Annotated in this window: 24 protein-coding genes; 18 read left to right on the top strand and 6 right to left on the bottom strand. The window is 65.3% G+C overall.

Going from position 1 to position 24364, the window contains the following annotated elements:
- Window positions 1-13: 13 nt before the first annotated feature.
- The 5 genes from hisS to clpB all read left to right on the top strand — a co-directional run bounded on the left by hisS (window position 14) and on the right by clpB (window position 6817).
- Window positions 14-1270 (top strand): histidine--tRNA ligase, encoded by a 1257-nt coding sequence (hisS, locus tag RIE31_04875; protein MEQ8639929.1) that lies wholly within the window; start codon window positions 14-16, stop codon window positions 1268-1270.
- A complete protein-coding gene (gene prfA, locus RIE31_04880) occupies window positions 1267-2349 on the top strand; it encodes a peptide chain release factor 1 (GenBank protein MEQ8639930.1) in 1083 nt (360 codons plus the stop codon). The genes hisS and prfA overlap by 4 nt, the downstream gene beginning before the upstream one ends.
- Before the next feature lie 32 nt (window positions 2350-2381).
- On the top strand, window positions 2382-3275 hold the full coding sequence (gene prmC, locus RIE31_04885; protein MEQ8639931.1) for a peptide chain release factor N(5)-glutamine methyltransferase: 894 nt from the start codon (window positions 2382-2384) through the stop codon (window positions 3273-3275).
- A 163-nt stretch (window positions 3276-3438) separates the two neighbouring features.
- A complete protein-coding gene (locus tag RIE31_04890) occupies window positions 3439-4041 on the top strand; it encodes a DUF4167 domain-containing protein (protein ID MEQ8639932.1) in 603 nt (200 codons plus the stop codon).
- Between the two features lie 187 nt (window positions 4042-4228).
- On the top strand, window positions 4229-6817 hold the full coding sequence (gene clpB / locus RIE31_04895) for an ATP-dependent chaperone ClpB (protein MEQ8639933.1): 2589 nt from the start codon (window positions 4229-4231) through the stop codon (window positions 6815-6817).
- Window positions 6818-6866: 49 nt separating this feature from the next.
- On the opposite strand, the gene RIE31_04900 is transcribed toward clpB, so the two are convergent.
- Window positions 6867-8267, bottom strand: coding sequence for a M23 family metallopeptidase (locus RIE31_04900; GenBank protein MEQ8639934.1), 1401 nt, complete (start codon window positions 8265-8267; stop codon window positions 6867-6869).
- Window positions 8268-8668: 401 nt separating this feature from the next.
- Between RIE31_04900 and RIE31_04905 the strand changes: the two genes are divergently transcribed.
- Window positions 8669-9295 (top strand): CDP-alcohol phosphatidyltransferase family protein, encoded by a 627-nt coding sequence (locus RIE31_04905; protein MEQ8639935.1) that lies wholly within the window; start codon window positions 8669-8671, stop codon window positions 9293-9295.
- Here RIE31_04905 and RIE31_04910 read toward each other — a convergent pair.
- Both RIE31_04910 and RIE31_04915 read right to left on the bottom strand, forming a co-directional pair.
- On the bottom strand, window positions 9292-10560 hold the full coding sequence (locus RIE31_04910) for a hydantoinase/carbamoylase family amidase (GenBank protein ID MEQ8639936.1): 1269 nt from the start codon (window positions 10558-10560) through the stop codon (window positions 9292-9294). The genes RIE31_04905 and RIE31_04910 overlap by 4 nt on opposite strands.
- Before the next feature lie 31 nt (window positions 10561-10591).
- Window positions 10592-11023: a DUF4440 domain-containing protein gene (locus RIE31_04915; protein ID MEQ8639937.1), complete on the bottom strand. Its 432-nt coding sequence runs from the start codon at window positions 11021-11023 to the stop codon at window positions 10592-10594.
- A gap of 114 nt (window positions 11024-11137) precedes the next feature.
- Between RIE31_04915 and RIE31_04920 the strand changes: the two genes are divergently transcribed.
- Window positions 11138-11509, top strand: a complete 372-nt coding sequence (locus RIE31_04920; protein MEQ8639938.1) for a hypothetical protein — start codon at window positions 11138-11140, stop codon at window positions 11507-11509.
- A 6-nt stretch (window positions 11510-11515) separates the two neighbouring features.
- Window positions 11516-11905: a hypothetical protein gene (locus RIE31_04925; protein ID MEQ8639939.1), complete on the top strand. Its 390-nt coding sequence runs from the start codon at window positions 11516-11518 to the stop codon at window positions 11903-11905.
- Here RIE31_04925 and RIE31_04930 read toward each other — a convergent pair.
- Genes RIE31_04930 through RIE31_04940 form a run of 3 tightly spaced genes read right to left on the bottom strand, consistent with a single transcriptional unit; the run spans window position 11884 to window position 15360 of the window.
- On the bottom strand, window positions 11884-12696 hold the full coding sequence (locus RIE31_04930) for a GNAT family N-acetyltransferase (GenBank protein ID MEQ8639940.1): 813 nt from the start codon (window positions 12694-12696) through the stop codon (window positions 11884-11886). The two genes, RIE31_04925 and RIE31_04930, sit on opposite strands and share 22 nt — an antisense overlap.
- Entirely contained in the window at window positions 12680-13807 is a 1128-nt protein-coding gene (locus RIE31_04935; GenBank protein ID MEQ8639941.1) for an LLM class flavin-dependent oxidoreductase, read from the bottom strand. The genes RIE31_04930 and RIE31_04935 overlap by 17 nt, the downstream gene beginning before the upstream one ends.
- Window positions 13808-13863: 56 nt before the next feature.
- Complete coding sequence (locus tag RIE31_04940; protein MEQ8639942.1) at window positions 13864-15360, bottom strand: SDR family oxidoreductase; 1497 nt, start codon at window positions 15358-15360, stop codon at window positions 13864-13866.
- 153 nt (window positions 15361-15513) lie between these two features.
- Between RIE31_04940 and RIE31_04945 the strand changes: the two genes are divergently transcribed.
- The 10 genes from RIE31_04945 (at window position 15514) to RIE31_04990 (ending at window position 24360) form a co-directional block, all read left to right on the top strand.
- Window positions 15514-15987: a hypothetical protein gene (locus RIE31_04945; GenBank protein ID MEQ8639943.1), complete on the top strand. Its 474-nt coding sequence runs from the start codon at window positions 15514-15516 to the stop codon at window positions 15985-15987.
- 91 nt (window positions 15988-16078) lie between these two features.
- Window positions 16079-17305 carry a dienelactone hydrolase family protein gene (locus RIE31_04950; protein MEQ8639944.1) on the top strand — a complete coding sequence of 409 codons (1227 nt, stop codon included), beginning with the start codon at window positions 16079-16081 and terminating at the stop codon, window positions 17303-17305.
- 49 nt (window positions 17306-17354) lie between these two features.
- Window positions 17355-18527 carry a galactonate dehydratase gene (dgoD, locus tag RIE31_04955; GenBank protein MEQ8639945.1) on the top strand — a complete coding sequence of 391 codons (1173 nt, stop codon included), beginning with the start codon at window positions 17355-17357 and terminating at the stop codon, window positions 18525-18527.
- Window positions 18528-18543: 16 nt separating this feature from the next.
- Entirely contained in the window at window positions 18544-19032 is a 489-nt protein-coding gene (locus RIE31_04960) for a tetratricopeptide repeat protein (protein ID MEQ8639946.1), read from the top strand.
- Window positions 19033-19106: 74 nt separating this feature from the next.
- Window positions 19107-20108 (top strand): Gfo/Idh/MocA family oxidoreductase, encoded by a 1002-nt coding sequence (locus RIE31_04965; protein ID MEQ8639947.1) that lies wholly within the window; start codon window positions 19107-19109, stop codon window positions 20106-20108.
- Between the two features lie 76 nt (window positions 20109-20184).
- Window positions 20185-21042 carry a fumarylacetoacetate hydrolase family protein gene (locus RIE31_04970; protein ID MEQ8639948.1) on the top strand — a complete coding sequence of 286 codons (858 nt, stop codon included), beginning with the start codon at window positions 20185-20187 and terminating at the stop codon, window positions 21040-21042.
- Between the two features lie 4 nt (window positions 21043-21046).
- Window positions 21047-22102, top strand: a complete 1056-nt coding sequence (locus RIE31_04975) for an NAD(P)H-dependent glycerol-3-phosphate dehydrogenase (GenBank protein MEQ8639949.1) — start codon at window positions 21047-21049, stop codon at window positions 22100-22102.
- Window positions 22103-22424: 322 nt separating this feature from the next.
- Window positions 22425-23528 carry a hypothetical protein gene (locus RIE31_04980; protein ID MEQ8639950.1) on the top strand — a complete coding sequence of 368 codons (1104 nt, stop codon included), beginning with the start codon at window positions 22425-22427 and terminating at the stop codon, window positions 23526-23528.
- Window positions 23525-24106, top strand: a complete 582-nt coding sequence (gene gspM / locus RIE31_04985; GenBank protein MEQ8639951.1) for a type II secretion system protein GspM — start codon at window positions 23525-23527, stop codon at window positions 24104-24106. The genes RIE31_04980 and gspM overlap by 4 nt, the downstream gene beginning before the upstream one ends.
- Complete coding sequence (locus tag RIE31_04990) at window positions 24103-24360, top strand: hypothetical protein (protein ID MEQ8639952.1); 258 nt, start codon at window positions 24103-24105, stop codon at window positions 24358-24360. Before gspM ends, RIE31_04990 begins: the two co-directional genes overlap by 4 nt.
- Window positions 24361-24364: the final 4 nt, after the last annotated feature.

Here is a 24364-nt window from a genome sequence, read left to right on the forward strand (position 1 = left end):
CGGACTCCGGCTTATGGCAACGCTGCGTCCCGTCCGGGGAACCCATGACCTTTTGCCAGAGGATGCGCGACGCCATCACGCCATCATCGAAACCGCGGCCGCGGTTGCGGCGCGCTACGGGTTTCAACCGTTTGACGTGCCGATTTTCGAGTTCACCCACGTCTTCGACCGTACACTGGGCGAAAGCTCGGACGTTGTCGCTAAGGAGATGTACAGCTTCACCGACCGCGGTGGTGAATCGATCACGCTGCGTCCCGAACTGACCGCCGGCATTGCCCGCGCCTATGTCAGTAATGGGCTGCGTCAGGCCGGATTGCTCAAGGTTTTTGCGTCCGGGCCGGCCTTTCGCTACGAACGGCCGCAAAAGGGGCGCCAGCGACAGTTCCACCAGATCGATGCGGAGATCATCGGCGCAGCGGAACCGGCGGCTGATGTGGAAATCATCGCCCTGGCGGCGGATACCCTGGCCGCCCTTGGCGTTCTGAGCGAGACGGTGCTGCAGATCAACACTCTGGGCGATACGGACAGTCGCCAGGCCTACCGCCAGGTGCTGGTCGCCTATCTGCAGGACCACCGGACCGAGCTGAGCGCCGACAGCCAGGACCGTCTGACGCGCAACCCCCTGCGTGTTCTGGATTCCAAAGACGCCGCGGATCGTCGCATCGTTGAGCAGGCACCGGTCTTCAGCGATTCGCTGAACGAGACCAGCCGGGACTTCTTCGCCACAGTGCTGGATGGTCTGGACACGCTGGGTATCGCGTACAGGCGTAACGAGCGCCTTGTGCGCGGGCTCGACTATTATTGCCATACCGCCTTCGAGTTCGTGACGGATCGCATAGGTGCACAGGGCACGGTCCTTGGTGGCGGCCGCTATGACGGGCTGATCGAGCTTCTCGGCGGTCCGGCGACACCGGGCATCGGGTGGGCGGCCGGCATAGAACGGCTCGCTCTGATGGCTGTGACCGGCAAGACAGTGCAGCGACCGGTCGCCATTGTGCCGGTTGGCACCGCCGCCATAGCTCCGGCGCAGCGCCTGGCCCATGAATTGCGTCAGAGCGGTGTGCCCGTGGACATGGCCTATGGCGGCAATATGAGCCGGCGCATGAAACACGCCAATCGCGTCAATGCGCGCCTGGCCATTCTTCTGGGCGATGACGAACTGGCGGCGGGCGCGGCGACGGTCCGGGACCTGGACGGGGGCGGCCAGACTGACGTGGCGATAGCCGATCTGGTTGAGGAGATCGGCCGGCGCATGGCGACCAGCCCATGAGCCTGGACGACACGCTCGATCAGGTTTTGCGCCGCTATGACGAGATTACGGCGCGGTTGTCGGGCACCCAGACGCTGGCCTCTCAGGACATCACTGCCCTGTCGCGCGAGCTTGCCGACATTGAACCTCTGGTGGTGGCCGTGCGCCGGCTGCGCGCCGTGCAGAAGGAGCGGCGCGGATTGCAGGATCTGCTGAATGACCCGTCGTCAGACAAGGATATGCGGACTCTGGCCGAAGACGAGTTGAAGAGCGTGGAAGAGCAATTGGAAGGCATTGAGGCCGAGACCCGTCGGCTCCTCCTGCCGCGGGATGAAGCGGATGCGCGCAGTGCCATTCTGGAGATACGCCCCGGTGCGGGCGGTGATGAGGCCGGCTTGTTTGCCATGGAATTGCACCGCATGTATGAGCGCTATTCTGCACTGCACGGCTGGCGATTCGAGCCCATCAGCAGCAGCGAAAACGAAATCGGTGGCCTTCGCGAATCGGTGACGGAGGTCAATGGCCGCAACGTCTTTGCCCGGCTCAAGTATGAAAGCGGCGTCCATCGCGTCCAACGGGTACCGGTGACGGAAGCCGGCGGCCGTATTCACACGTCCACCGCAACGGTTGCGGTCCTGCCGGAAGCGGAAGAGGTTGATGTGCAGGTTGAGGACAAGGACCTGCGTATTGATGTGTTCCGCGCCCGCGGTCCCGGCGGGCAGTCGGTCAATACGACGGACAGCGCCGTGCGGATCACCCATTTGCCGACCGGCATCGTCGTCAGTCAGCAGGACGAGAAATCTCAGCACAAGAACCGGGCCAAGGCGATGAAGGTCCTGCGCGCCCGGCTTTATGAACGCCAGCGCGCGGCACTGCAGGCGGAGCGGGCCGAACATCGGCGTAGCCAGGTTGGCTCCGGCGACCGGTCGGAACGCATTCGTACTTACAATTTTCCGCAGAACCGTGTGACCGATCACCGCATCAATCTGAGCCTGCATAGTCTGGAGCGGGTCATTGCCGGCGAGGCCCTGGATGAGATCATCGAGGCACTGATGGCGGAAGATGAAGCCGAGCGCCTGGCATCGGCCGGGTCGCTGTGAGCCTCGCCAGCCTGACGCCGGATGCAGGCGCCGTGACCAGCCTCACCATAGGGCAGACGGTGGCCGGTGCCGCCCGGCGTTTCACCGCTGCCGGACTGGATACGGCGCGGCTGGATGCGCGGCTGCTTCTGGCCCACGCCCTAGGCCGTGATACGGCGCCACCGGGCATGGCGGATGAGGAGCTTGTGGGCGCGGTGACGGCGCGGGCGTTCGAGCGCCTTTGTCAGGCGCGGCTCACCGGTGTGCCAGTGTCACGGCTGATTGGCCATCGTGATTTCTGGCGTGACAGGTTCATGATTGATTCGCACGGTCTGGACCCGCGGCCTGACAGCGAGACGCTGGTTGAGCAGGCTCTGGCGTGGGCTGCGCAGAGCGGCAGGCATGGGCGACACATGCGAATACTCGATCTTGGCACAGGCAGCGGTTGCCTGTTGCTATCGCTGCTGCGTGAACTACCACTGAGCACGGGCGTCGGGATTGATCTATCGGCAGGTGCCTGCCGTCTGGCCCGCCGCAATGGCGAGGCGCTGGGGCTGAACGGACGCTGTGATTTTGCAGTGGGAGACTGGCTGGCTGCCATCAGTGGCCGGTTCGATCTGGTTGTGTGCAATCCGCCCTATATTCCAAGCGGAGATATCGCCCGTCTCGACCGCGAAGTGCGGGAGCATGAGCCGCGTCGGGCGCTGGATGGTGGGGCTGACGGGCTGGCGGCCTATCGTTCTTTGCTGCCGGGCCTGGCGTCCGTGGTGTCGTCCGGTGGCTGCGTATTGCTGGAGATCGGCATGGGCCAGGCCGACGTGGTGGCGACTATGGCGATGGGTTTCGGCTTTGTAGCGGAGGCCCACAACGACCTGGCCGGAATCGTCCGGTGCCTGCGTCTTGAGGCCAATAAGGCCGGGGATGGCGGCGGAGTTCCGGTGAATTAGCACTTGGCAGGGCCGGGCAGGGGCTCTAGGGTGGTGTCAGCTTCGCGACCTGAACTAAGGCGCGCCGCTCATTTCCCGCCGAGATCGCTGACCTGGCCCGTGGCACACACAGGGCAATTGTGAGCCTGATGCTCGTTCGAGAGCGCAACATGAAGACGAGGCGATGAGACAAGGCCAGAACCCCAAAAGAGGACGCGGTCGCGCCAATGGTCGCCGACCGCAGAACCCCCGCAACCAGACCTTCGACAGCAACGGCCCTGGCGCCCGTGTGCGAGGCAATGCGGCCCAGGTTCTTGATCGCTATCTGGCTATGGCGCGAGACGCCGCCGCCGCTGGCGATACCATCGCAGCGGAAAACTATTCACAGCACGCCGAGCATTATTATCGCTTGCTGCATGCCGCTAATCAGGCCGACGACGAGCGCCGGCAGCGCCAGCAGGAGAACCAGGCGCCGACTGGTGCCGGGTCCGATGTGGCGGACGCCGTGGAGGGCGGCAGTGATCGCCAGCCGCAAGCTGGCGGTGACGAGGATGGACAGACCGCGCCGGAAGATGACCGCGGCGAGCGACGTCCGCCGCGCAATCGGCGGCCGCGTAATGACACGTCGGCCAATGGCGACGATCGCTCGGCGTCGGCGGCTGGCGACAATGCGGTGGACGAAGGGTCATCCGATACACCCCGTCGCGGCGGTCCCCGCCGTCGCCGCTCCACGAGCCGCGCTTCTGAGGCGCCGGCCGAGTCGACTGAAGGGTCCGATTCGGACTGAGCAGATCGGCGCCATGCGTGGCGGATCACGGGTACTGAGCATCGCACCAGCCCGCCGCTGCGGCTGCGGTTTGGCGGCTGCCACGGCCTTGTGGTGGCGCTTATCCTCCCCATATAGAACGCATGAACGGTTCAGCACCGGGCCTACGGGCGTGAGCTGAATCAATGCGACTGACAGGGACAGGACGATGAATCTCGACACCTTCACCGAGCGTTCGCGGGGCTTTATCGAGGTAGCGCAGTCGCTGGCGGTCCGTCTGGGGCATCAGCAACTGACACCGGCGCACCTTCTGAAAGTTCTGCTGGATGATCGGGAGGGCCTGGCGGCCAATCTGATCCGCTCCGCCGAGGGTGATCCGGTATTGGCGGCGGCCGGTGTCGACAGGCTGCTGGCCAGGCTGCCAAAGGTGGAAGGGCCGGGCGCTGGCAATGTCTATCTGGCCGGCGACACCGCGCGCGTTCTTGAGCAGGCCGACAGCGCCGCAAAGAAGGCCGGCGACAGTTTTGTCACCGTCGAACGCATGCTGTTGGCGCTGGCCGGTGATGGCGAGACCGGCAAGGCGCTGAAGAGCGCCGGGGTAACACCGCAGGCCCTGAGCCAGGCGGTCGCCAATCTGCGTAAAGGGCGGACGGCCGACAGCCCGTCGGCGGAGACCCAGTACGAGGCCCTGAAGAAATACACCCGCGACCTGACCCAGGTGGCGCGCGACGGCAAGCTCGATCCGGTCATTGGCCGTGATGAGGAAATCCGCCGGACGGTCCAGGTTCTGTCCCGCCGTACCAAGAACAATCCGGTGCTGATTGGAGAGCCCGGCGTTGGCAAGACCGCCATCGTCGAAGGGCTGGCCCTGCGCATCGTCAATGGCGATGTGCCCGAATCCCTGCGCGACAAGGCCCTTCTGTCACTGGATCTTGGGGCGCTGATTGCCGGCGCCAAGTTCCGTGGCGAGTTCGAGGAACGGTTGAAGGCCGTTTTGCAGGAAATCTCGGCAGCGGCTGGCGAGATCATCGTATTCATCGACGAGATGCACACAATCGTTGGCGCCGGTGCGGCGGAAGGGGCCATGGATGCGTCGAACATGCTCAAGCCGGCGCTGGCGCGCGGTGAGATGCACTGTATCGGCGCTACGACCCTCGATGAGTACCGCAAGCACGTGGAAAAGGACGCGGCCCTGGCCCGTCGCTTTCAACCGGTGTTTGTCAACGAACCATCGGTCGAGGATTCCGTGTCCATTTTACGCGGCCTGAAAGAGAAGTACGAACTGCATCACGGTGTGCGCATCACCGACGGCGCCATTGTCGCTGCCGCCACCATGTCCAACCGCTATATCACGGACCGCTTCCTGCCGGACAAGGCCATTGATCTGATGGATGAAGCGGCAAGCCGTATCCGCATGGAAGTGGATTCCAAACCCGAGGACATTGATGAGGTGGACCGCCGGGTCGTGCAGCTCAAGATCGAACGGGAAGCCCTGCGGCGGGAAACAGACGACGCCTCAAAGGAGCGGCTGGAGCGGCTGGAGGTCGAACTGCAGGAAGCCGAGGCGCGCTCTGCCGAGTTGACGTCCGCCTGGCGGGCGGAAAAAGACAAGCTGGCTGGTGTTCAGAAGCTGAAGGAACAGCTTGATCAGGCGCGCAGCGACCTGGAGATTGCTCAGCGCGGCGGCGATCTGGCCCGTGCGGGAGAACTGGCCTACGGCGTTATCCCCGACCTTGAACGCAAGGTCGCCGCGTCCGATGCGGCGTCCGGCGGGACGATCCTGCGCGAGGAGGTGACGGAAGAAGATATCGCCTCTGTGGTGTCGCGGTGGACAGGGATACCTGTCACCCGTCTGGTGCAGGGCGAACGCGAAAAGCTGCTGCAGATGGAGGCCGCCCTCCATCGTCGCGTCATCGGTCAGGACGAAGCCATTGTCGCGGTGTCCAATGCGGTTCGCCGTGCGCGTGCCGGACTGCAGGATCAGAATCGCCCCATCGGATCGTTCCTCTTTCTCGGTCCGACCGGTGTCGGCAAGACGGAGTTGTGCAAGGCGCTGGCGGAGTTCCTGTTTGACGATGAATCAGCCATGCAGCGCATCGATATGAGCGAGTACATGGAAAAGCACGCGGTGGCGCGCCTGATTGGCGCCCCGCCGGGCTATGTGGGCTATGAGGAGGGCGGCGCACTGACCGAGGCCATCCGCCGTCGGCCGTATCAGGTTGTGCTGTTTGATGAAGTGGAGAAAGCACATCCCGACATATTCAATGTCCTGTTGCAGGTTCTCGATGACGGGCGGCTGACGGACGGCCAGGGACGCACCGTGGATTTCCGCAACGCGGTTATCATCCTGACCTCCAATCTGGGCAGCGAAATCCTCGCCGCGCAGGAAGAGGGGACGGAGGTATCCGCGGTGCGCGATCAGGTCATGGATGTTGTGCGTCGCGCCTTCCGGCCTGAGTTCCTTAACCGACTGGACGAAATCCTGCTGTTCCAGCGGCTCGAACGGGACCAGATGAAGGGCATCGTTGCCGTGCAGTTGCTGCGGCTGCAGGCGATGGTGCGGGACCGTCAGATCCAGCTTGATATTGATGACGCCGCGCGCGCCTGGCTGGCGGATGCCGGTTACGATCCGGTCTATGGCGCCCGCCCGCTCAAGCGGGTGATTCAGAGGGCGATACAGAATCCGCTGGCGGAGTTGGTTCTGCAGGGCAAAATCAAGGACGGTGACCGGGTGCCCATAAGTGCGGGAGCCGACGGCCTGACCATCAATGGCGAGGCCTTACGCGCGGCGGCGTAGGGGCCGGGCCGGCTGGTGCAAGAAGGCCAAGCGGCCCCCAAGCGCCTGGTCAGGGTGTACGGTTGCGGGCCACGGTGGCGGCGCGTGGCAGGCCGGCAATTTCCTGGTCAATGTTTTGCCGCACACTGTGGAATGCCGCCAGCTCCGAACCGGTCAGAGTCTTGCCGGTCGGCAGCTTCAGGCCCAGAGGGTTCACCCGTATACCGTTGTGCATCACCTCGTAGTGCAGGTGCGGTCCGGTGGACAGGCCGGAGGTTCCCACATAGCCGATGACTTGGCCCTGGCGAACGCGCTTTCCGGCGCTGACGGCGATACGGCTGAGATGGGCGTAGGCGGTGTCGTAGCTGCCGTTATGGCGGATGCGGACATAGCGGCCATAGCCGCCATTTGTGCCAGCCATTTCGACGACCCCGTCACCGGCGGCATAGACCGGCGTACCGGTTGGCGCCGCGAAATCAGCACCCTGGTGCATGCGCGTATAGCCAAGCACCGGATGGCGGCGCGGGCCGAAGGTCGAAGACAGGCGAGCGCCGTCAATTGGCGTTTTCATCAGCGCCTTGCGGACGCTTTCTCCGTTCTGATTGAAGTAGTCAACGGTGCCGTCGGCCGATTCGAAGCGATACAGGTATAGCGGTGTGCCGCTGAGCGTCAGGCGGGCATACAGGACGTCGCCATTGTGGACCACGTCGCCGGAGTCGCCGACGAAGCTCTCGTAGAAGACCTCGAAATCATCGCCCGTTCGCAGGTCCCGCTGGAAATCCACATCGAAGCTATAGATGCGGACCAGTTCGGCCATGACGTCCTGTGGTATTCCCGCTTTGCCGCCGGCGCCCAAAAGGCTCGATTCGATTAACGCCGTGCCATAGCCCGGTGCGCTCTCCAATTCGATCGCGACCTCGGCGGCGGCATATCCACCGACGGCCGTGCGTTCGACGCGCGCTTCGCGGTCGTAGCTGAGCGGCAACACCATGGCCTGCAGAACCAGCGAAGACGGGTCGTCCGTATCTGTTTCGTCTCGGGCAAACCGCAGGTCCACCTGCTGGCCAACGCGCAGCCGTCGCGGATCATAGACGTCGCGCAGCGCCGCCACCGCGCTGTTTGCAGTCTGCCGGTCAATATCCGATCGCAGCAGCAAATCCATTAACGTGTCGCCGCTGCTCACTTCGATCTGTCGGTTCAGGGGCGGGCTGGTCAGAGGCTGATTCGCCAGGGCGATGGCCGGGTCGCTGTCACCGCCTGCGCCTGATGACCGGGTGGCCGCGCCAACCATCGTGGCGGCGCCGGCCATGGCCGCTGTCGGCTGTCCCGCCGCCGGCGCGGTTGCTGCAGGAGCACGGGCAATAGCCGCCTCAGGCAAGGGAGCCAGACCAGCAACACCCATGGTGGCCAGTGTGGCGGCGCCCAGTAAAACCACGCCGCCCAGCAACCCCCTGCGAAACCCTGTGTTCATGCCGGCACTTCCTCCACGCCCCGCGCCCCTCCGGCGCCGAGGCACAATGCCGGAGCTATGGTTAACGCGTCGTTGAAATTGCTTAGAGAAAGTGTGGCTGTCAAGAAATTGTCGACGCGATATCAATGATTTGTCCAAAATTGGCGTGGTTAAGGCCGGACCCTGGCCAGCGCCGGCCGCGGGCAGAGCGGTGGCCCGCCGGCCGTCCGGGGGGCCGGGCGGCCCGAGCCACCATCGCGGGATTTGGCACAACGCGGCCAATGGGGGTAGCGTTAGGGTGTGGTGGCCGGTTCGTTTTCGTTCAGGCACTGCCCCGCGACGCTGTTTCGCGGACGTGCCTCGACCCCGGAAAGCCGGTCAGCCCCTTTGGGAACGTTGCGCTGACATTACGGTTGCGGGAGATGGCCAATCTAATCACGTTGATGCGGTTGCTGTTGCTCTTTGTGTTAGTGGCGATGGTCTATTGGGCATCGCCGGTACTGCAACTGATCAATGCGCCGCTGATTCTTCTGATTATCGCTCTCGACGGGCTCGACGGATTTGTCGCGCGCCGCCGCGGCGAAACCTCACTCTTCGGGTCAATCTTCGATATCGCGGTTGACCGCGTGGTGGAGACCGTCATGTGGCTGGTTCTGGCCAATGTTGGCCTGGTGCCGGTGTGGGTAGCCATTGTGTTTCTGACACGGGGCGCCATCGTCGACACGATCCGTCATTCACGCAGCGACCGCGGCAAGAGCGCCTATGAAGACCTGCACCACGGCTGGCGGCGCTGGCTGGTTGCCAGCCGTTTCATGCGTGGCGCTTATGGCGGCCTGAAGGCCGGGACATTTGCATGGATTCTGTTCTTTCAGCCGTGGCCGGCCTTGTTCCCGCAGACATGGCTACTCGTCGGCCCGGTGGCTCTTGCCATATCCCATGGGCTGGTGCTGGCCAGTGTCGCCGTCTGTATAGCCCGGGCGATACCGGTCATTCTCGAGGTGGTGCCGCTCGGGGGCACCGACGACCGGCCTAGAATCGTCGGCGGTTAGGCCATCGCCGCCAGCCCGTTGTCCAGGGCATGGGCCATGACCCGCACACCGGCGGCGAAATCCTCAATTGCCATGGCCTCGTCAGGGTTGTGGCTGCCGTGGGCATTGCGGACAAAGACCATGGCCGACGGGATGCCGGCCTGGGCAAATACCGCCGCGTCGTGTCCGGCGCCGGATGACAAGCTCATCGTGGAAACGTCAAGGGCATCAGCCGCGGCCTGCAATCCATCACGAAGGGCTGAGTCCATGGGCGCCGGAAAGGAGTAGGAGCCGACCAGCCGGTCGAAGCGAACGCCCCGGGCATCGGCGATTTCCCTGGTCCATCCGGCAATGCGTCGCTCCATCTCTTTCATGGTGTCAAGGGACGGTGTGCGCACGTCAAGGCTGAAACGGCATTCGCCGGCCACCTTGCTGGGGCTGGCAGCGGCCGGGTCGGTGCCAAGGACGCCCATGGACAGGCGCACCTCATGGCCGGCCGCCAGCATCTCGTCCCAGCAGCCATAGAAACGGGCGCCAAGGTCAATGACCGCGTGAACCGCGTCGTGACGCAATTCGCGTGGTTGCACGCCGGAATGGCCGTAGAGGCCAAAACAGCATGGATCCGTATAGCGCAGGCAGCCATTGATGGCGGTGACGATCCCGACCGGAATGGCCGCCGCTTCAAGAATGGGGCCCTGTTCTATGTGCAGTTCCACATAGCCGGCCACGGTGTCGCGGGTCAGATACGCCTTGCCGGCGCGAACGCCATCAGGGTCAAAGCCCGCCGCCGCCATGTGATCGGCCAGGGTGCGGCGGGTATCGCTGCGCCGGTCAGTATCCAGTGCCGCCGCCGGGAACAGGCCGAGCGCCGTGCGACTGCCGATATAAGGCCCCTCGAACCAGGCGGATTCCTCGCCGCGCAGGCCGGCAACGATCAGGCTGCGCGGCGGCCGCCGGCCGGCCTGGATGAAGCCGGCGGCGATGACCAGACCGGCAATGACTCCGGCCGCGCCATCGTAATTGCCGCCGTCCGGGACCGAGTCCAGATGGCTGCCGACAACCATGGCGGGCAGGTCCGGCGAATCGCCGGCCAGGGTCAGAAAGAGATTGCCGGCGCTGTCCACGGCCGAAGCCAGTCCCAATGACTCGCCTGTCTGGCGAATCAAGTCATGGGCATATTGCTCGCCTTCGCCATAGGTGGCGCGACAGATACCGCGACCAACCTTGGTATTGCGCTCCAGGTCATCGAACAGCCGTTCGGCCAGGGCGATATCGGGTTCCACCATTGGGCCTTCCAGTGTGTAAGTGGTGCGGCGGCTATGTGGCTGTCCTGTCGGGCAACCAGGTTTCCTGAACATGCAGCCAGACGACGCCATGGCGGGCCTTGGGATCTGCTGCAAACAGGGCAGAAGACAGGCGGGCGGTAGTGCGGCCGGCGGCTTCCTGCCATTCCTCATAGGTCATCAAAATCAGCCCGTCGCCGACGATGCGACCATGGGCATTGTCAATCCAGATTCGCAAACCCACGCCCTGTGCCGCGCCATGGGCGCCGCGCAGCCAGTGATGAAGAGCCTGGCGCGGACGCAGGGTGCCGTCGGGCGCGATATGGCTGAAGCCGGGACCGGATACCGCCTCAAACTCGGCAAAGCGGTCGGTGGTGTTGTCCGCCGCCCCGCTCAGCCAGTCCTGAAAAAAAAGATGCAGGGCATGGATTTCGCGGGTGCACTGTTCAATTTGCGCTTCGGTCATGAGACGATTTCCCCAGAAACAGGGACGAGTCTAGTCGCCGGCCCGCAGCCTGCCAATCAGTCACCGCGGACAGCGTCGGTGCACACGCACCACTAACACGGATGAGGTGAGGGAATGTCATTTCTCGATGTGGTCTTCTGGGAGCCCCGCGCGGGCGAGGAGAAAGAACACGACGCCATGATGGACCGCTGGTTTGCCTTCGTGCAGGAACACCATGACGAGCTGTTCCCGGAGTGGCTCAGTGTGCGCTTCTACAAGGATGTTGACCGCGACAGCGGCAAGCACACCGGCCGCTTCGTCATTCTGTTCGAGTATGACAGCCACGAGGGATTCCTCGCCTACAAGAAGCGGCGCGACGGCTATCCGGGGCCGTACCAGCCCTATCTTGAGGTGGACCCGGTCCAGTTCTTCCAGCAAGACACCAAGTATCTGCAGTGGTGGACGCCGGAGAAGAAGGAAAAGTGGATGGACTGGACCGCTTCCTGAGCCGCAATGTTTGTCGAAGCGGAGTGGTGGCGGCCGCTGGACAGCATGACGGCGGAGCACGACGCGGCGATCAGCCAATGGTTCGACTTTGTCAGCCGTCATCACAGGACACTGTTCGCTGAGTGGGCCGGCGTTGAGCACTACCGCCAGAGGGATCGGGATGGCCGGCCAACCGGGCGTTGGCTGATGCTTTTCGCCTACCACGACCATGCCGGATTTCTCGCCTACAAGGCCCGTCGCAAGGACTGGAGCGGTCCCTACGCCGCCTATAAGGCGATTGATCCCTATCGGACCTTCGACCAGACCAGCGTCACTACCCGGTGGTGGAAGCCGGTACGCGAGATGCACTGGCCGCGCCGGTCAGAAGCGAAGGATCAGCCGTCCGCCACCCGGTAGTGATAGCCATAGGCCGGTGCAAATCCTGCGGTGGTGTAGAGGGCGATAGCGGGTTGGTTGGCCGCCTCCACCTGCAAATAGATTTGCCGCCCACCGAGTGCGGCGGCGGCCTCGGCGGCGGCGCGAAGGATGGCGCGTGCCGCACCGCGCCGGCGGAACCGCGGGGCGGTGCGCATACAGAAGACCCCGGCCCAGCCCCGCTCCGCCACCACCAGTCCGCTGGCGGCCGGTATGTTGTCACACGATGCCAGGATAAAGACCGTGGCCGGGCGGATGCGTTGCAGCAAGCGGGCGCCGTTGTCGCGACGACCAGGATGCTCATCTGCCGGCCAGCAGGTGTCGAGCCAGGCGCGGCTCGCCCGACCGGCCGTGGTGATGCGCAGGGTGCGCCCACATGCCGGCAGAACACTGTCGAGGCCGGCCAGCGGACGGGTCAGGATATGGACCGGGTCGTCCAGCCGATAGCCGCGCACGGCCAGGCGGTCATCTAGACCGGCTGGCTGGCTGGCTGGTGAAATCTGCCAGGTCGGCGGCAGGCCGGCCGCCGTATAGTGCGCTTCGACGTCGGCGATGGCGCTGTCCGGAGCGAAGCCGGCCCAACCGTGCCGGGCGAGAACGGAGTTGGCACGATGAAACTCTCCGTCATTGCGCCTCAGAAGCCAGCCGCGCTGGCGCTCAATATACAGAGGCGGCCAGGCGCGGGCGGCCAGCCAGTCAAGCCGGCGGACCAGTGGCAGGGCGATGCGGGGCGCTGCGCAGCCCAGGGCCAGTGGTTCAGCCGCCGCCGCCATTATCCGGGTGCCGCAGACCGGCCTGCTCCATCAGCGGCAGAACCCGGTCGAGAAAGAAGGGCAACTCGTCCAGAAAATTGACGAAGGACAGTGTAGTACCGGCGAAGCCGGCTTCGTGCATGGCCATCATCTGACGGACAATGGTTTCCGGCGCACCGATCAGAGGAAAGGTGCCGACGCCGCCGGCGAAGCGTTTGCGATGACGGCGGAAGACTTCCGGGTCCTGCTGTGATCCGGATTGGCGCATGGCCATGTGATGGTCCACCGCGCCATGGTCGGCCATGTCTTCCGCATAGTGGTGGTAGTACTCCTCCGCCTCGCGATCGCTTTCGCGGCACACCACATGGCTGGTGGTGAACACGGACAGGTCGCGGCCGGCATCGGCGCCGAGCTGGCGGATGGCGGCGATCTGCTGCTGGCCGGCTTCGATCTCGCCGAAGACGGTGAACAGGAAATCGCTTGTGCCGGCGGCAAAGCGCCGGCCGGCCGGAGAGAAGGCAGCCGACATGGTGACCGGGCGCGGTTGCTGCACCGTGGCCGGCCGACCTTCGACACCGGTCAGCGTGTAGTAGTGGCCGGCATAGTCGAACGGTCCGTCCCCACGCACAATTCGTGACAGGATCTCGTACCACTCCAGACCCTGATCATAGCGGCCGTCATGGTCCACCATGGCGCTGCCGAACATGGCGAATTCTTCGGCGTTCCAGCCGCAGACAATATTAAGGCCGGCCCGCCCGTGACTTGCCTGATCAATGGTGGCCAGGGCCTTGGCCGCAAACACCGGGTGGACCAGCGGGGCGTGAACGGTTGCAAACAGACACATACGCTCTGTCAGCCCGGCCAAAGCGGCAGCCCAGGTCAGGGTTTCGTAGGACAGGCTGCGGGCATTGGTCTCACCGCCGAAGCCCTTCCAGCGGGCGATCGGCAGGAAAAACTCGATGCCCGCCCGGTCGGCCAGCCGCGCCACCGTCACCACATCGTCCCAGCGGGCGGCCCAGCGCTCCGGCACGCGGGTGATGGCCAGGCCGCCGTCAGCATTGGCAGAGAAAATGCCAAGCTTGAACGGGTTGGGGCCAAACATGGGATTGGCCGATCGGTCGGATGAGGTCACAGGAGGGTACTCCAGTTGGGCCGTGGGCTCGCCGCAGGCGCGTGCAGGGGTCGCCGTCAGGCGGACCGAATCTCCGCCATCTGCCGCTCTACCGCCTTGGGGTCGAGAGCCAGACCCGCGGCGACGCCGCCCGCCATATCGCCAGGGTAGACGTCCTCTATGCCGCGCTGCAGGGCATCCACCAGGGCCTCGGCAATCCGTCCGGGCGGCTCTTTGGGAAAGTCCTGACCAGCGGTCATGCGGGTATCCACCGCCCCCGGCATGATCGCCACCACCAGCGTGTTGTGTGGCCGGAGCTCGCCCCGCAGCGACTGGGTCAGCGACAAGCCCGCCGCTTTTGACGCGCAAAGCGAGCCCATGATGTGCAGCGGCATGCGGCTGAGGATGGATTCCATATTGACGATGGCGCCGCCGCCATTGGCCCGGAGCACCGGTGCAAAGGCGCGGCACATGGCCAGGGTGCCGAAATAATTGACTTCCATCTCCTGGCGGGCACCCGCCAGGTCAGGTGCGGTCAGCAACGAGACGTTGTGATTGACTCCGGCATTGTTGATGAGAATGGAGACATCGCGGCATCGGCTGGCCATGGCCGTCACCGCATCATGGTCAGTGACGTCGAGCACCACCGGCTGGACTCGCTCCGGTGCTTCTGCCGCCAGGTCATCCAGCGCGCCAGATGTGCGGCTGGCCGCATAAATCCGAGTAGCCCCGGCCGTTACGGCGGCGCGGACGATCTCACGGCCAATGCCGCGATTGGCTCCGCTGACGAACAGTGTTGCGCCGCTGACGGGCCGCGCCCCGAGCGTGTTGCCACCGGTGGCGAACAGGCTCTGGGCCTGTTTGGCGCCCATCATCATGAGGGCGCCGTCGCCGCCGATGGAGACGAAACGAGCCCCCTGGCGGCGACGCTCTATGGCAAAGGAGGCGTAAGCGCAGAAGACGCCGCCGGGGACGCCGGCACGGCTGCAGGCATCCAGTACGCGGGCCACCGCCACGTCCGTTTCGGGCGCCGGGTCCGGCGCACCGGTATAGGCAACGCCGAGATCGCCGGTACCAACGAACACCATGTCGAGGCCGGGTGTGCGGGCGATGGCTTCGGCGCTGTCCACGGCCGCGGGCGTCTCGATCATGACGGCAATCATCAGATCGCGATTGGCCCGCGCCAGATAGGGCTTGATGGCGAGGGTGGTGCGAATGCCGCCGACCGAGCGATGGCCCTGCGGTGCGAAGCGGGCGGCGGCGACGGCGCGCGCCGCCTCTTCCGGCGTGTTGACCATGGGAACGATAACGCCCTCGGCCCCCATGTCCAGAGCTTCACAGATTGCGGTGTCGGTGTTTTCCGCGACGCGGACAATTGGCGTGGTACGGTCGCGCACGGTGGCAATGGCGTCAAACAGGCTCTGGCGCGGCCACAGGCCATGCTGAACGTCGAAGACGATGGCATCGGGCCGTGCTTCGGCAACCATGTCGGCAATGGCCGTCGAGCCGCTCTGCAGCCAGATGCTGCCGATGCATTCGCCGGCCCGCATGCGCGCCGCTATGGTGGTGGTCATGGTCTGTGTCCCTTGCCCCTGCCCGTGTCGGGGTCTCAGTCTGCCCCGCCGGCATCTTGGCGGCAGCACGGCAAAAGGAAAACAGGGGCCGACTCCCGACTGCGCGCGCATACGACCGATTGACAGGCCACGTATCATCGCTAGCGTGTGGTCATGCGACGCACATTGCCTGTCTGCCTGCTGGTCACGGTGCTGGTCGCCGCCTGCGCCCCGTTCAAGGCATATGACGGCCCCTTGCGGTCCGATGGCGAGGTAGCGATCCTTCGCACCGTCGCCGGCGAGCGTGGGGCCAGGGTGTCTTTTGAGCGGTTGGACGGCGAACGCCTGTGGCCCGGGCGGGAGGCCATGGCCGTCCTGCCCGGTGAACACGCCGTGGTTGTGCTGTTCGCGGAAGAGGGCCGCCCGTCCACCGGTCTTATGCGGCATCTTGGCGACCTGACCGATGCCTTCGACGGGCCCTTTGACGGCTGCGCCCGTGTGGTTGCGATTTTTGAGGCGGGCCATGCCTATCGCTTTGCGGTCAGTGACGAGCACGGCCTGAGCGTGGTCCGCACGGACGATGGGACGGTTGTGGCGACCACCGCGTTGCTGGTCTCACCAGCGCTACATCGCTGCCCGCAGTTTTAGTCCGGCCAGTCCGCGGCGAGTCGGGATTCGTTGACAGGTGCGGCCTGGCGACCGACCCTCGCGGCCAAACCGACAGGCAAGGGGAGCCGGCATGTCCGAGATCATCGTCACCGCCGCCGACGGCGGCACATTCAAGGCCTACTTTGCCACACCCGAAGGCGGCAGCGGACCCGGGCTGGTCCTGTTGCAGGAAATCTTCGGCATCAATGCCAACATGCGCCATGTTGCCGACCGCTTCGCCGAAGAGGGCTATGTGGTGGCTGTGCCGGACCTGTTCTGGCGGCAGGAGCCGGGTGTCTCGCTGAGCTATTCGCAAGCTGACTTTGAGCGCGCCATGGCTCTGGGCCGGGGACTCGATACGGACCTGGCGATTGTCGACGTGGCGGCGACCATCAGCGCTTTGCGGCAGCGTCCGGAATGCACAGGTGCTGTAGGCGCGGTCGGCTATTGTCTGGGCGGTCGGCTGGCGGTGTTGACCGCCGCGCGGACCGACGTGGCGGCAGCAGTCGCCTATTACGGTGTCGGCATCGAGCGCCACACCGAGGATCTGGCCAAGGTTTCGTGCCCCATGGTGCTGCATTTTGGCGAGACCGACAGCCATGCGCCGCCGGAGGCCGTGGCCGCTATTCAGCAGGCGTTTGGCGGCCGGGACGATGTGTCAGTGTACGTCTATCCTGGCGCCGGTCATGGCTTTTCCGCGGAAGGCCGGCCGGCCTATGACAAGCCAGCCGCATGGATGGCGCATTCACGCACCATGGCGTTGCTGCGCCGTTGTCTTGGCCCGCAATACGACCTGAGCGCCCTGTGGGACGAGCACACCGCCATGGAGTTCGCCACGCGGGACGCCGAGGCCACCATGCAGACCATGGTCAGCGCGCCCTATGTCAACCACATCCCGACCATGACCGGCGGCGTCGGCCATGACGAACTGCTGCGATTCTACAAACATCATTTCATTCCGAAAACGCCGCAGGACACCCGGCTGGTGCCGATCTCGCGGACCATCGGTCCCGACCGGCTGGTGGATGAAATGCTGTTCTGCTTCACCCACGATATGGAAATCGACTGGATGCTGCCCGGTGTTGCGCCGACCGGGAAGTATGTGGAAATCCCGCTGGTGGCGATCGTCAATTTCCGCGGGCCCAAGCTCTACCACGAGCATATCTATTGGGATCAGGCTTCGGTCCTGGTGCAGATCGGCGTCCTTGATCCCGCCGGCCTGCCGATCGCCGGCGTTGCCACGGCAAAAAAGCTGGTGGACGAATCCCTGCCGTCCAACGGCCTCATGGCACGGTGGAAAGAAAGCGCCGGGCGCTAATTTCAGCACCGGATACGTCATAAGGGTCACGGGTATACGGATCACTGGCATGCGGATCACAGGTGTGGAAACGCGTATCGTCGATGCCGGCATGCGCAACTGGGTTTTTGTCAAAGTCCTGACCGACCAGCCCGGCCTGCACGGCTGGGGTGAGGCCACTCTGGAGTGGAAGACGCGCGCCGTCGCTGCCTGTGTGGACGATCTGACGCCACTGGTCGCCGGGCAGGACCCCCTGGCCATAGAGCATCTGGTCCAGACCATGACCAAGCACGGCTTCTGGCGCCTTGGCGCCATTGGCCTGTCCGCCGTCAGCGGGATCGAGCAGGCGCTGTGGGACATCAAGGGCAAGGCGCTGGGTGTGCCGGTGTGGCAATTGCTGGGCGGCAAGGTACGCGAGCGCGTACGGCTCTACACGCACCTGGCGCTGGGGGATTCCGCGGCGGTCTACGAGGCGCCGGACGTGGGTCGCCTGAAGGCCCATGCGGACGATATCGTGGCGGCCGGTTATTCCGCGTTCAAGGTCTTGCTGGTGCCGCCGACCCACTACCGTGCCGCCCTGCCGGACGTGCGCCAGACCGGCATGCTGATGGATGCGCTGCGCGATCACGTGGGCGACGGCGTGGACATCATGGTGGATCTACACGGCCGCCCGCCTTCGGTTGCTGTGGCGCGCGCTTATGTGGAGGCCCTGACGCCAGGCCGGCCGCTGTTCGTCGAAGAAGTGCTGCCGCCAGGACACGAGATCGCCATGCGCGACGTGGCGGTGGCCAGCAAAGTGCCGCTGGCGACAGGCGAGCGGCTTTATGCCCGGCCCGATTGGCTGGCGCTCTTTGCTCACCGGTCGGTGGACATCGTGCAACCGGACCTGAGCCACTGCGGCGGCTTGTGGGAAGCGCGCAAGATCGCCGCCATGGCGGAAAGCCACCTGATGGGTGTGGCGCCGCACAACCCTAACGGGCCAGTGGCAGGGGCGGCGGCGCTGCATTTCGACATTGCCACTCCCAACAGTGTGATCCAGGAGACCATGCTGCGCAGCGTCCCGTGGTATGACGAGGTGGTAAGGTCCACTCTCGTTGTGCAGGACGGACACTGGCTGGCCCCTGATGCACCTGGACTGGGAATCGAGATTGATGAAAGCGCCGCGGCGCGCCATCCCATGGGGGCGGAGCCTATGCTGGCCCGCAGCGCGGTTGCGGCCGACGGCACGGTTCTCGACTGGTAAAGCGCGGCGTTGGTCTGTGAGGGCAGTTGGCGGGCTGAGCCTGCTGGCCCTTTTTCTGGTCGCCGGGGTTATCCCGGCCCTGGCGCAGACTATCGGCGGTGCGGGTGCGCCACCGGTGGCCGCCGAGCAATGGCAACTGACCCGGGCCTATGGTCTGGCCGCCTATGGCGGCGGTGACTATGTGCTGGCTGCCGACCAGCTTGAGCGCGCGCTGCGTTTTGCCAAGACTTATGGCTCGCATGATTTCCGTCGACCGATCAGCCTGGTCAGCCTGGCCGAGGTTTATCGCGCCGACGGTCGGTTTGCCGAAGCGGAGCCTATGCTGGTGCGGGCGCTGGACCTGTGGTCGGTGATCATGGCCGGCGACCACCCGACGATGATTCCGGCGCTGCAGGTCTATGCCCGGCTGTTGCGGCAAACGGGACGGCCCGACGAGGCGGCGGCGTTGGCGGCGCGTGAGGCGGAAATTCGCCGGACGCTGGATAGTGTCGCTGACGGCGGCTGAGGCGGGTGCGGCCTGTATCTGTTGCCGGGATGGTCTAGTCTGGCCCGAAATATCACCAGACGGGCAGGCGAGAGATGAGCATACGCGCGGGCATTCTGGGCATGGGATGGTGGGGCCGGACTCTGGTCGACAGCGTTCAGGGCGAGGGCGTTGACCCATCCGACGCCATCCGGTTTGTCGCCGGTACGACACGGACTCCGGCCACGGCAGCCGAGTGGGCCACCGCCCGCGCCATCGCCATGGAAGACAGCCTCGATTCTCTTCTGGCGCGGGATGATCTGGACGCGGTGGTGATTGCCACACCCCATTCCCAGCACGAGGCGCAGATCATTGCCGCCGCGGCCGCCGGCCGCCACGTGTTCTGCGAGAAACCACTGGCCCTTGATGGCGCCGCCGCCCAGACGGCGACGGACGCCTGCCGCAAGGCCGGCGTGGTTCTGGCGGTCGGCTTCAATCGCCGGTTTCTGCCGGCGTTTGAACGTCTGGTTGATATTGTCACCGATGGCGATCTTGGCGATATCCTGCACGTGGAGGCCAATTTCTGCGGTCCCATGGGCTTTCGCACGGGCGAGCGGGGCTGGCGCGGCGAGCCTGCGGAAAGCCCGACCGGTGGCATGACCGGCCTCGGCGTACACTGCCTTGATGCCATGATCGCATTGTGCGGGCCGGTGGCAGGCGTGCGCGCTCTTTCCCTGCGCCAGGCGGTGGCCGGCGACGTGGACGACACCACATCGGTTCAACTACGTTTCGTCGGTGGTCAGACGGGCCACCTGGCCACCGTGACGGCGACCGGCATGTTGTACCGTGTGCAGGTTTTCGGTACCGGCGGCTGGGCCGAGATGCGCGGCGTCGGCGCCGCGCCCCAAGCGTTGGAGGTGGTGCGACTGGAGTACCCACCGCGAACCGAGCGGTTTGAGCCGGTCAGCCTGGAGCGGGCGGAGCTGGAGTGCTTTGCCGAGGCGGTGCGCGATGGCGTTCCGTTCCGGGTGCCGACTGGCGATGCGGTGCATGGCGCGGCAGTGCTGTCGGCCATCGGCCGGGCCGCCGGTTCGGACCGCGAAGTCAGGCTGGATTAACCGGGCAGACGTTCACCGGCGCGGTCGCGGTGAACGGCAGCCTGTCACCAAGGCAATGAGGGAAGAGAGCGGTTCCATGAAACTGGTTCGATTTGGCAAGTCCGGTCAGGAAAAGCCTGGCATGGTGGATGGCGCCGGCGTCATTCGGGATCTCTCGGCGGTGGTCGATGACATCACCGGCGCCGTGCTGGCGACTGACTCCCTGAAACGGCTGGCGGGCATTGATCCGGCGACCTTGCCAGAGGTTGCGGCGGGCACTCGGCTTGGCGCGCCCCTGGCCGGTATTGGCAAGATAGTCGCAATTGGACTGAACTACTCCGACCACGCGGCGGAAACCGGCCAGGCACCGCCGCCCGAACCGATCGTATTCTACAAGCCCCTGACCTCACTCAACGGTCCCAACGACGATGTAGTGATTCCGCGGGGCGCAACACACGTGGACTGGGAGGTAGAGCTGGGCGTCGTCATCGGCCGCCGCGCCAGCTATGTTCCGGAGTCAAGCGCGCTGTCCCATGTGGCCGGCTATGTGCTGGCCAACGACGTATCGGAACGCAAATGGCAGGGCGCTCCCGGTGGCCAGTGGACCAAGGGAAAGAGCCCGGACACCTTCTGTCCGCTGGGCCCATGGCTGGTCACCGCCGACGAAGTGGTGGACCCGCAGGCGCTGGACATGTGGCTCGATGTCAATGGTGAGAAAAGACAGCGCGGTAGTACCGGCACCATGATCTTTACCGTTGCCCAACTGATCGCCGATGTAAGCCGGTACATGACCCTGCTGCCGGGCGATGTCATGATTACCGGAACGCCGCCGGGAGTGGCGTTGGGTATGAAGCCGCCGGTCTTTCTGAAACCAGGCGACGAGATGCGGCTCGGCATCACCGGCCTCGGCGAACAGCGTCAGCGCCTGGTGGCGGCCGAGGGCGGCGGCGCCTGACGCTATGACATCAGTCGCGGTCATTGGCGGCGGTGCATGGGGAACAGCCCTGGCCCTTGTTGCCGCGGGCAATGGCTGTGCGACCACTCTGTGGGTGCGCGATCCGGCAACGGCGCGCCATCTGACGGGCGTGCGGGAAAACCCCCGCCTGCCTGGTGTGGCGCTGCCCGCGGCGCTGCGGATTACGGCTGAGCTGGAAAGGGTCAGGGACGCTGCAGTCTGGGTGCTGGCGGTACCGGCCCAGGCGCTCGGCGCAGTCTGCCAGCAACTGGCGCGGCTGGCAGCGGCGCCACGGCCGCTGGTCATTGCGGCTAAAGGGATCGAGGTTTCGAGCGGCCGACTGATGAGCCAGTTGGCCGGCGCCGCACTTGGCGGATTCCCTCTTGCCATCCTGTCCGGGCCGACCTTCGCCGACGAGGTGGCGGCCGGTAAACCGACCGCCGTCAGCGTTGCCGTAGACCGCCAGGACGTGGCGACGGCGGACATCGTAACCGCCGCTTTCGGCACCGCGGTCTTCCGGCCCTATGTTTCTTTCGATCCCGTCGGGGTCCAGGTCGGTGGCGCCGTCAAGAACATCGTCGCCATCGCCTGCGGCATCAGCCAGGGCCGTGGCCTCGGCGAAAATGCCCGGGCGGCCATCATTACACGCGGCCTGTCGGAGGCCAGCCGCCTCGCCGTGGCGCTGGGCGGGCGGGCGGATACATTGCTTGGTCTGGCCGGGGTCGGCGATCTGAGCCTGACCTGCACCAGCCTGCGCTCACGCAATATGGCGCTGGGCCAGGCGCTGGGTGAAGGCGGGACGTTGCGGGAGGTGCTGCGGACGTCACGCGGCGTCGTGGAGGGCGTGGAGAGCGCCCGCGCCGTGGTGGTGCTGGCGGATCGGCTGGGTGTGGATATGCCGATCTGTCAGGCGGTGTGCGCCATTCTGCATGACACGGCGGATATAGACGCGACCATTCGGAACCTTCTGATGCGCCCGTTCACGGCAGAAAGCGATGCGCACCGACCGTCCGCCGGGGCGCCCGGGGCGGGCCTGTCCGTGCTACCACCTGCCCGGTGACCGGCCCGGCGACGTGCCCGGCGACCTGATTGACAGCTTCCGGTACCGGGCCCTTAATACGGCCCTTCGCCTGCGGCTCAGGCCAACGGCGTTCGGGAACAGGCCCGCCGATTTGTCGTGTGGGTGTACCGATCCGGCGAATGACTCCTGCGAGCACTCGTCGGTAACGCCATCGCCAGGCAGCCGGGTTCCGGCTGTCGCCGGCGGACGGGGGCCCGGCCGGTCGTGCGATGGTTAGGGCGGAGCGTTGGGGGACGCTCCGCCCTTCTTCGTTTTGGCGTGGGCATGATGCGGCGTAGCGCCGCAAATACATGAGAACGCAATGAACGGTCCTGTCACAACATTCCTCAGATGGTGGTGGCGAACCCTGTGGGAGACCTTGCCGCCATCATGGCGCAGGGCCCAGGCCGTGCCTGGCCAGGCGGTCGTTTTTGACCGGGATAGCGATGGACTGCACGTCAGCCGTTACCGGCGCGGCTGGATGAGCGCCCTCGGCCGGGTAGCGCTGAGTGATCCAGGAGCCGATGCGCCGGACGCGCTGGCACAGGAGGAGTGGCGCGCTCTGCTGGACCGCTATCCGGCGATTGCGAAGCTCCCCATCATCGTAAGGCTGGCGGTGGCGGATACGGCGCGGCTGCGTGTGCGCACGGCGCGGCGGGACTATGTGCGTGATCGACAGGCGACAATGGCCGCGATCATTCGCCAGCGTCTGGACGACGGCGCGGCTGAGCGACCGTGGGTGGCCACAGACCGTAGCGCCCTGACAGCAGGCCAGGAGGTGGACCTGGACGTCCATGTGGCGCACCGCCAGTCCATGGACGCCGCGGTAGGCCTGGTGTCCCGGCTGACGCAATGGACGCTGGCCCGCCCTCTGGTGGTGACGCCCGCCGGCACTGATGCGGCGCGGTGGCGAGACCTGGCGTTGCTGACCCAGGGTCCGGCGTTGCCGCGTGACGGTGCGAGCCGCTTTGTCGGACCAGCCCTGGCCGGCGTGCTGATTCTGGCGATCGCCGCCGGTGTCAGCCCTCTCATTCGTCAGCAGGCGCGCATCAGTCACCTGGAGCAGGCGGTTGCCGCAGAGCAACAGGCGGCGGGCGATGCGGCGGTGATCGAAGCGCGACTCAACACGGTCATGACTTCGTGGTCCGCGCTGGTCGAACGGCGGCGCACCCGACCGTACATGGTGTCGGTGCTGGACGCTGTAAGCCGACGACTGCCGAATGACACGTCACTGGTTCAGTTCTATGTTTCAGAGCGGTCGGCAACTCTCGGTGGGTCATCAGGATCGCCGGATGATCTGGCGGACATGCTGGCGGCCGATCCGCTGTTCTCTTCGGCTCGCCATCGTTTCGCGCCGACCTTTGATCCGACGACGCGCCGCCACCATGTGCAACTGACGATCGGTCTGGCCGGGTTCGAGCGATGAGCGTATCGGAAGACCATCATCAGGCAAGAACGGAACGCCGGCGCAATCGCCTGGTGGCCTGGTCCCTGCTGGCTTTAACCACCCTCGTGATTTGGGGCTTTGTCGTGCAGCCGGTGTTGAGCGCGATTGTTGCCGGCGAGCGCACCATCGCCGGGCTTGAGTCGCAACTTGACCGGGCGCGCCGCCAGGCGGCGCAAATGCCCGGGCTGGATGCACGGTTGGCGGAGGTTTTCGCCAGCCCGCAGCGGCGCGCCCTCTACCTCTTTGCGGCCGATGAAACAGAGGCGCAGGCGCTGCTGCGCCAGATGGTCGGTTCGGTGCTGGACGATGCGGGGCTGGAGGTAGTGTCGGTCGATGCATTGGCCACGGCCCGCGGACTGGGTGGCCTGGATGAGACAACGGTGCGTGTTCGGCTACGCGGCGGGCTGGCCGGGATTCAACAGGCCCTGTATCGCCTGGAAGAGGCGCGACCTCTGCTGATTCTAACCAACATGAATATCCGGTCGCGCACCCGGCGGGCCGGCGATGCGCCGCCGCTGGAGGTGGAGATGGATGTCAGCGGGTTCAGGCCGCCATGACGCCGGCCCGACTGACTCTCGCGGTGGCCCTGCTCGCGGCGGTCGGCCTGATGGTGCTGATCCTGGACGGGTGGTTGGATTCATCCATTTCTGGCCGGGATTCCGGTATTTCTGACCGCAGCGTGGTTGCACCGGAGGCCGGATGGCCCTCGCCGCCGGAGATCGAACCTCAACCCCCTGCGGCCGAAATTACCGAAACGTTGACACGTCCTGTGTTTAATGAGAGCCGGCAACCGGTTGACGAGATCCGCTAGCCCC

It is taken from the genome of Alphaproteobacteria bacterium (genome assembly GCA_040218575.1).
Taxonomy (GTDB): Bacteria; Pseudomonadota; Alphaproteobacteria; order JAVJRE01; family JAVJRE01; genus JAVJRE01.

Excerpts from the sequence above, each read along its gene's own strand:
- hisS (MEQ8639929.1), top strand. The coding sequence starts at position 14 with ATGGCAACGCTGCGTCCCGTCCGGGGAACCCATGACCTTTTGCCAGAG.
- prfA (MEQ8639930.1), top strand. The coding sequence starts at position 1,267 with ATGAGCCTGGACGACACGCTCGATCAGGTTTTGCGCCGCTATGACGAG.
- RIE31_04890 (MEQ8639932.1), top strand. The coding sequence starts at position 3,439 with ATGAGACAAGGCCAGAACCCCAAAAGAGGACGCGGTCGCGCCAATGGT.
- clpB (MEQ8639933.1), top strand. The coding sequence starts at position 4,229 with ATGAATCTCGACACCTTCACCGAGCGTTCGCGGGGCTTTATCGAGGTA.
- RIE31_04900 (MEQ8639934.1), bottom strand. The coding sequence starts at position 8,267 with ATGAACACAGGGTTTCGCAGGGGGTTGCTGGGCGGCGTGGTTTTACTG.
- RIE31_04905 (MEQ8639935.1), top strand. The coding sequence starts at position 8,669 with ATGGCCAATCTAATCACGTTGATGCGGTTGCTGTTGCTCTTTGTGTTA.
- RIE31_04910 (MEQ8639936.1), bottom strand. The coding sequence starts at position 10,560 with ATGGTGGAACCCGATATCGCCCTGGCCGAACGGCTGTTCGATGACCTG.
- RIE31_04915 (MEQ8639937.1), bottom strand. The coding sequence starts at position 11,023 with ATGACCGAAGCGCAAATTGAACAGTGCACCCGCGAAATCCATGCCCTG.
- RIE31_04920 (MEQ8639938.1), top strand. The coding sequence starts at position 11,138 with ATGTCATTTCTCGATGTGGTCTTCTGGGAGCCCCGCGCGGGCGAGGAG.
- RIE31_04925 (MEQ8639939.1), top strand. The coding sequence starts at position 11,516 with ATGTTTGTCGAAGCGGAGTGGTGGCGGCCGCTGGACAGCATGACGGCG.
- RIE31_04930 (MEQ8639940.1), bottom strand. The coding sequence starts at position 12,696 with ATGGCGGCGGCGGCTGAACCACTGGCCCTGGGCTGCGCAGCGCCCCGC.
- RIE31_04940 (MEQ8639942.1), bottom strand. The coding sequence starts at position 15,360 with ATGACCACCACCATAGCGGCGCGCATGCGGGCCGGCGAATGCATCGGC.
- RIE31_04945 (MEQ8639943.1), top strand. The coding sequence starts at position 15,514 with ATGCGACGCACATTGCCTGTCTGCCTGCTGGTCACGGTGCTGGTCGCC.
- RIE31_04950 (MEQ8639944.1), top strand. The coding sequence starts at position 16,079 with ATGTCCGAGATCATCGTCACCGCCGCCGACGGCGGCACATTCAAGGCC.
- dgoD (MEQ8639945.1), top strand. The coding sequence starts at position 17,355 with ATGCGGATCACAGGTGTGGAAACGCGTATCGTCGATGCCGGCATGCGC.
- RIE31_04965 (MEQ8639947.1), top strand. The coding sequence starts at position 19,107 with ATGAGCATACGCGCGGGCATTCTGGGCATGGGATGGTGGGGCCGGACT.
- RIE31_04970 (MEQ8639948.1), top strand. The coding sequence starts at position 20,185 with ATGAAACTGGTTCGATTTGGCAAGTCCGGTCAGGAAAAGCCTGGCATG.
- RIE31_04975 (MEQ8639949.1), top strand. The coding sequence starts at position 21,047 with ATGACATCAGTCGCGGTCATTGGCGGCGGTGCATGGGGAACAGCCCTG.
- RIE31_04980 (MEQ8639950.1), top strand. The coding sequence starts at position 22,425 with ATGAACGGTCCTGTCACAACATTCCTCAGATGGTGGTGGCGAACCCTG.
- gspM (MEQ8639951.1), top strand. The coding sequence starts at position 23,525 with ATGAGCGTATCGGAAGACCATCATCAGGCAAGAACGGAACGCCGGCGC.
- RIE31_04990 (MEQ8639952.1), top strand. The coding sequence starts at position 24,103 with ATGACGCCGGCCCGACTGACTCTCGCGGTGGCCCTGCTCGCGGCGGTC.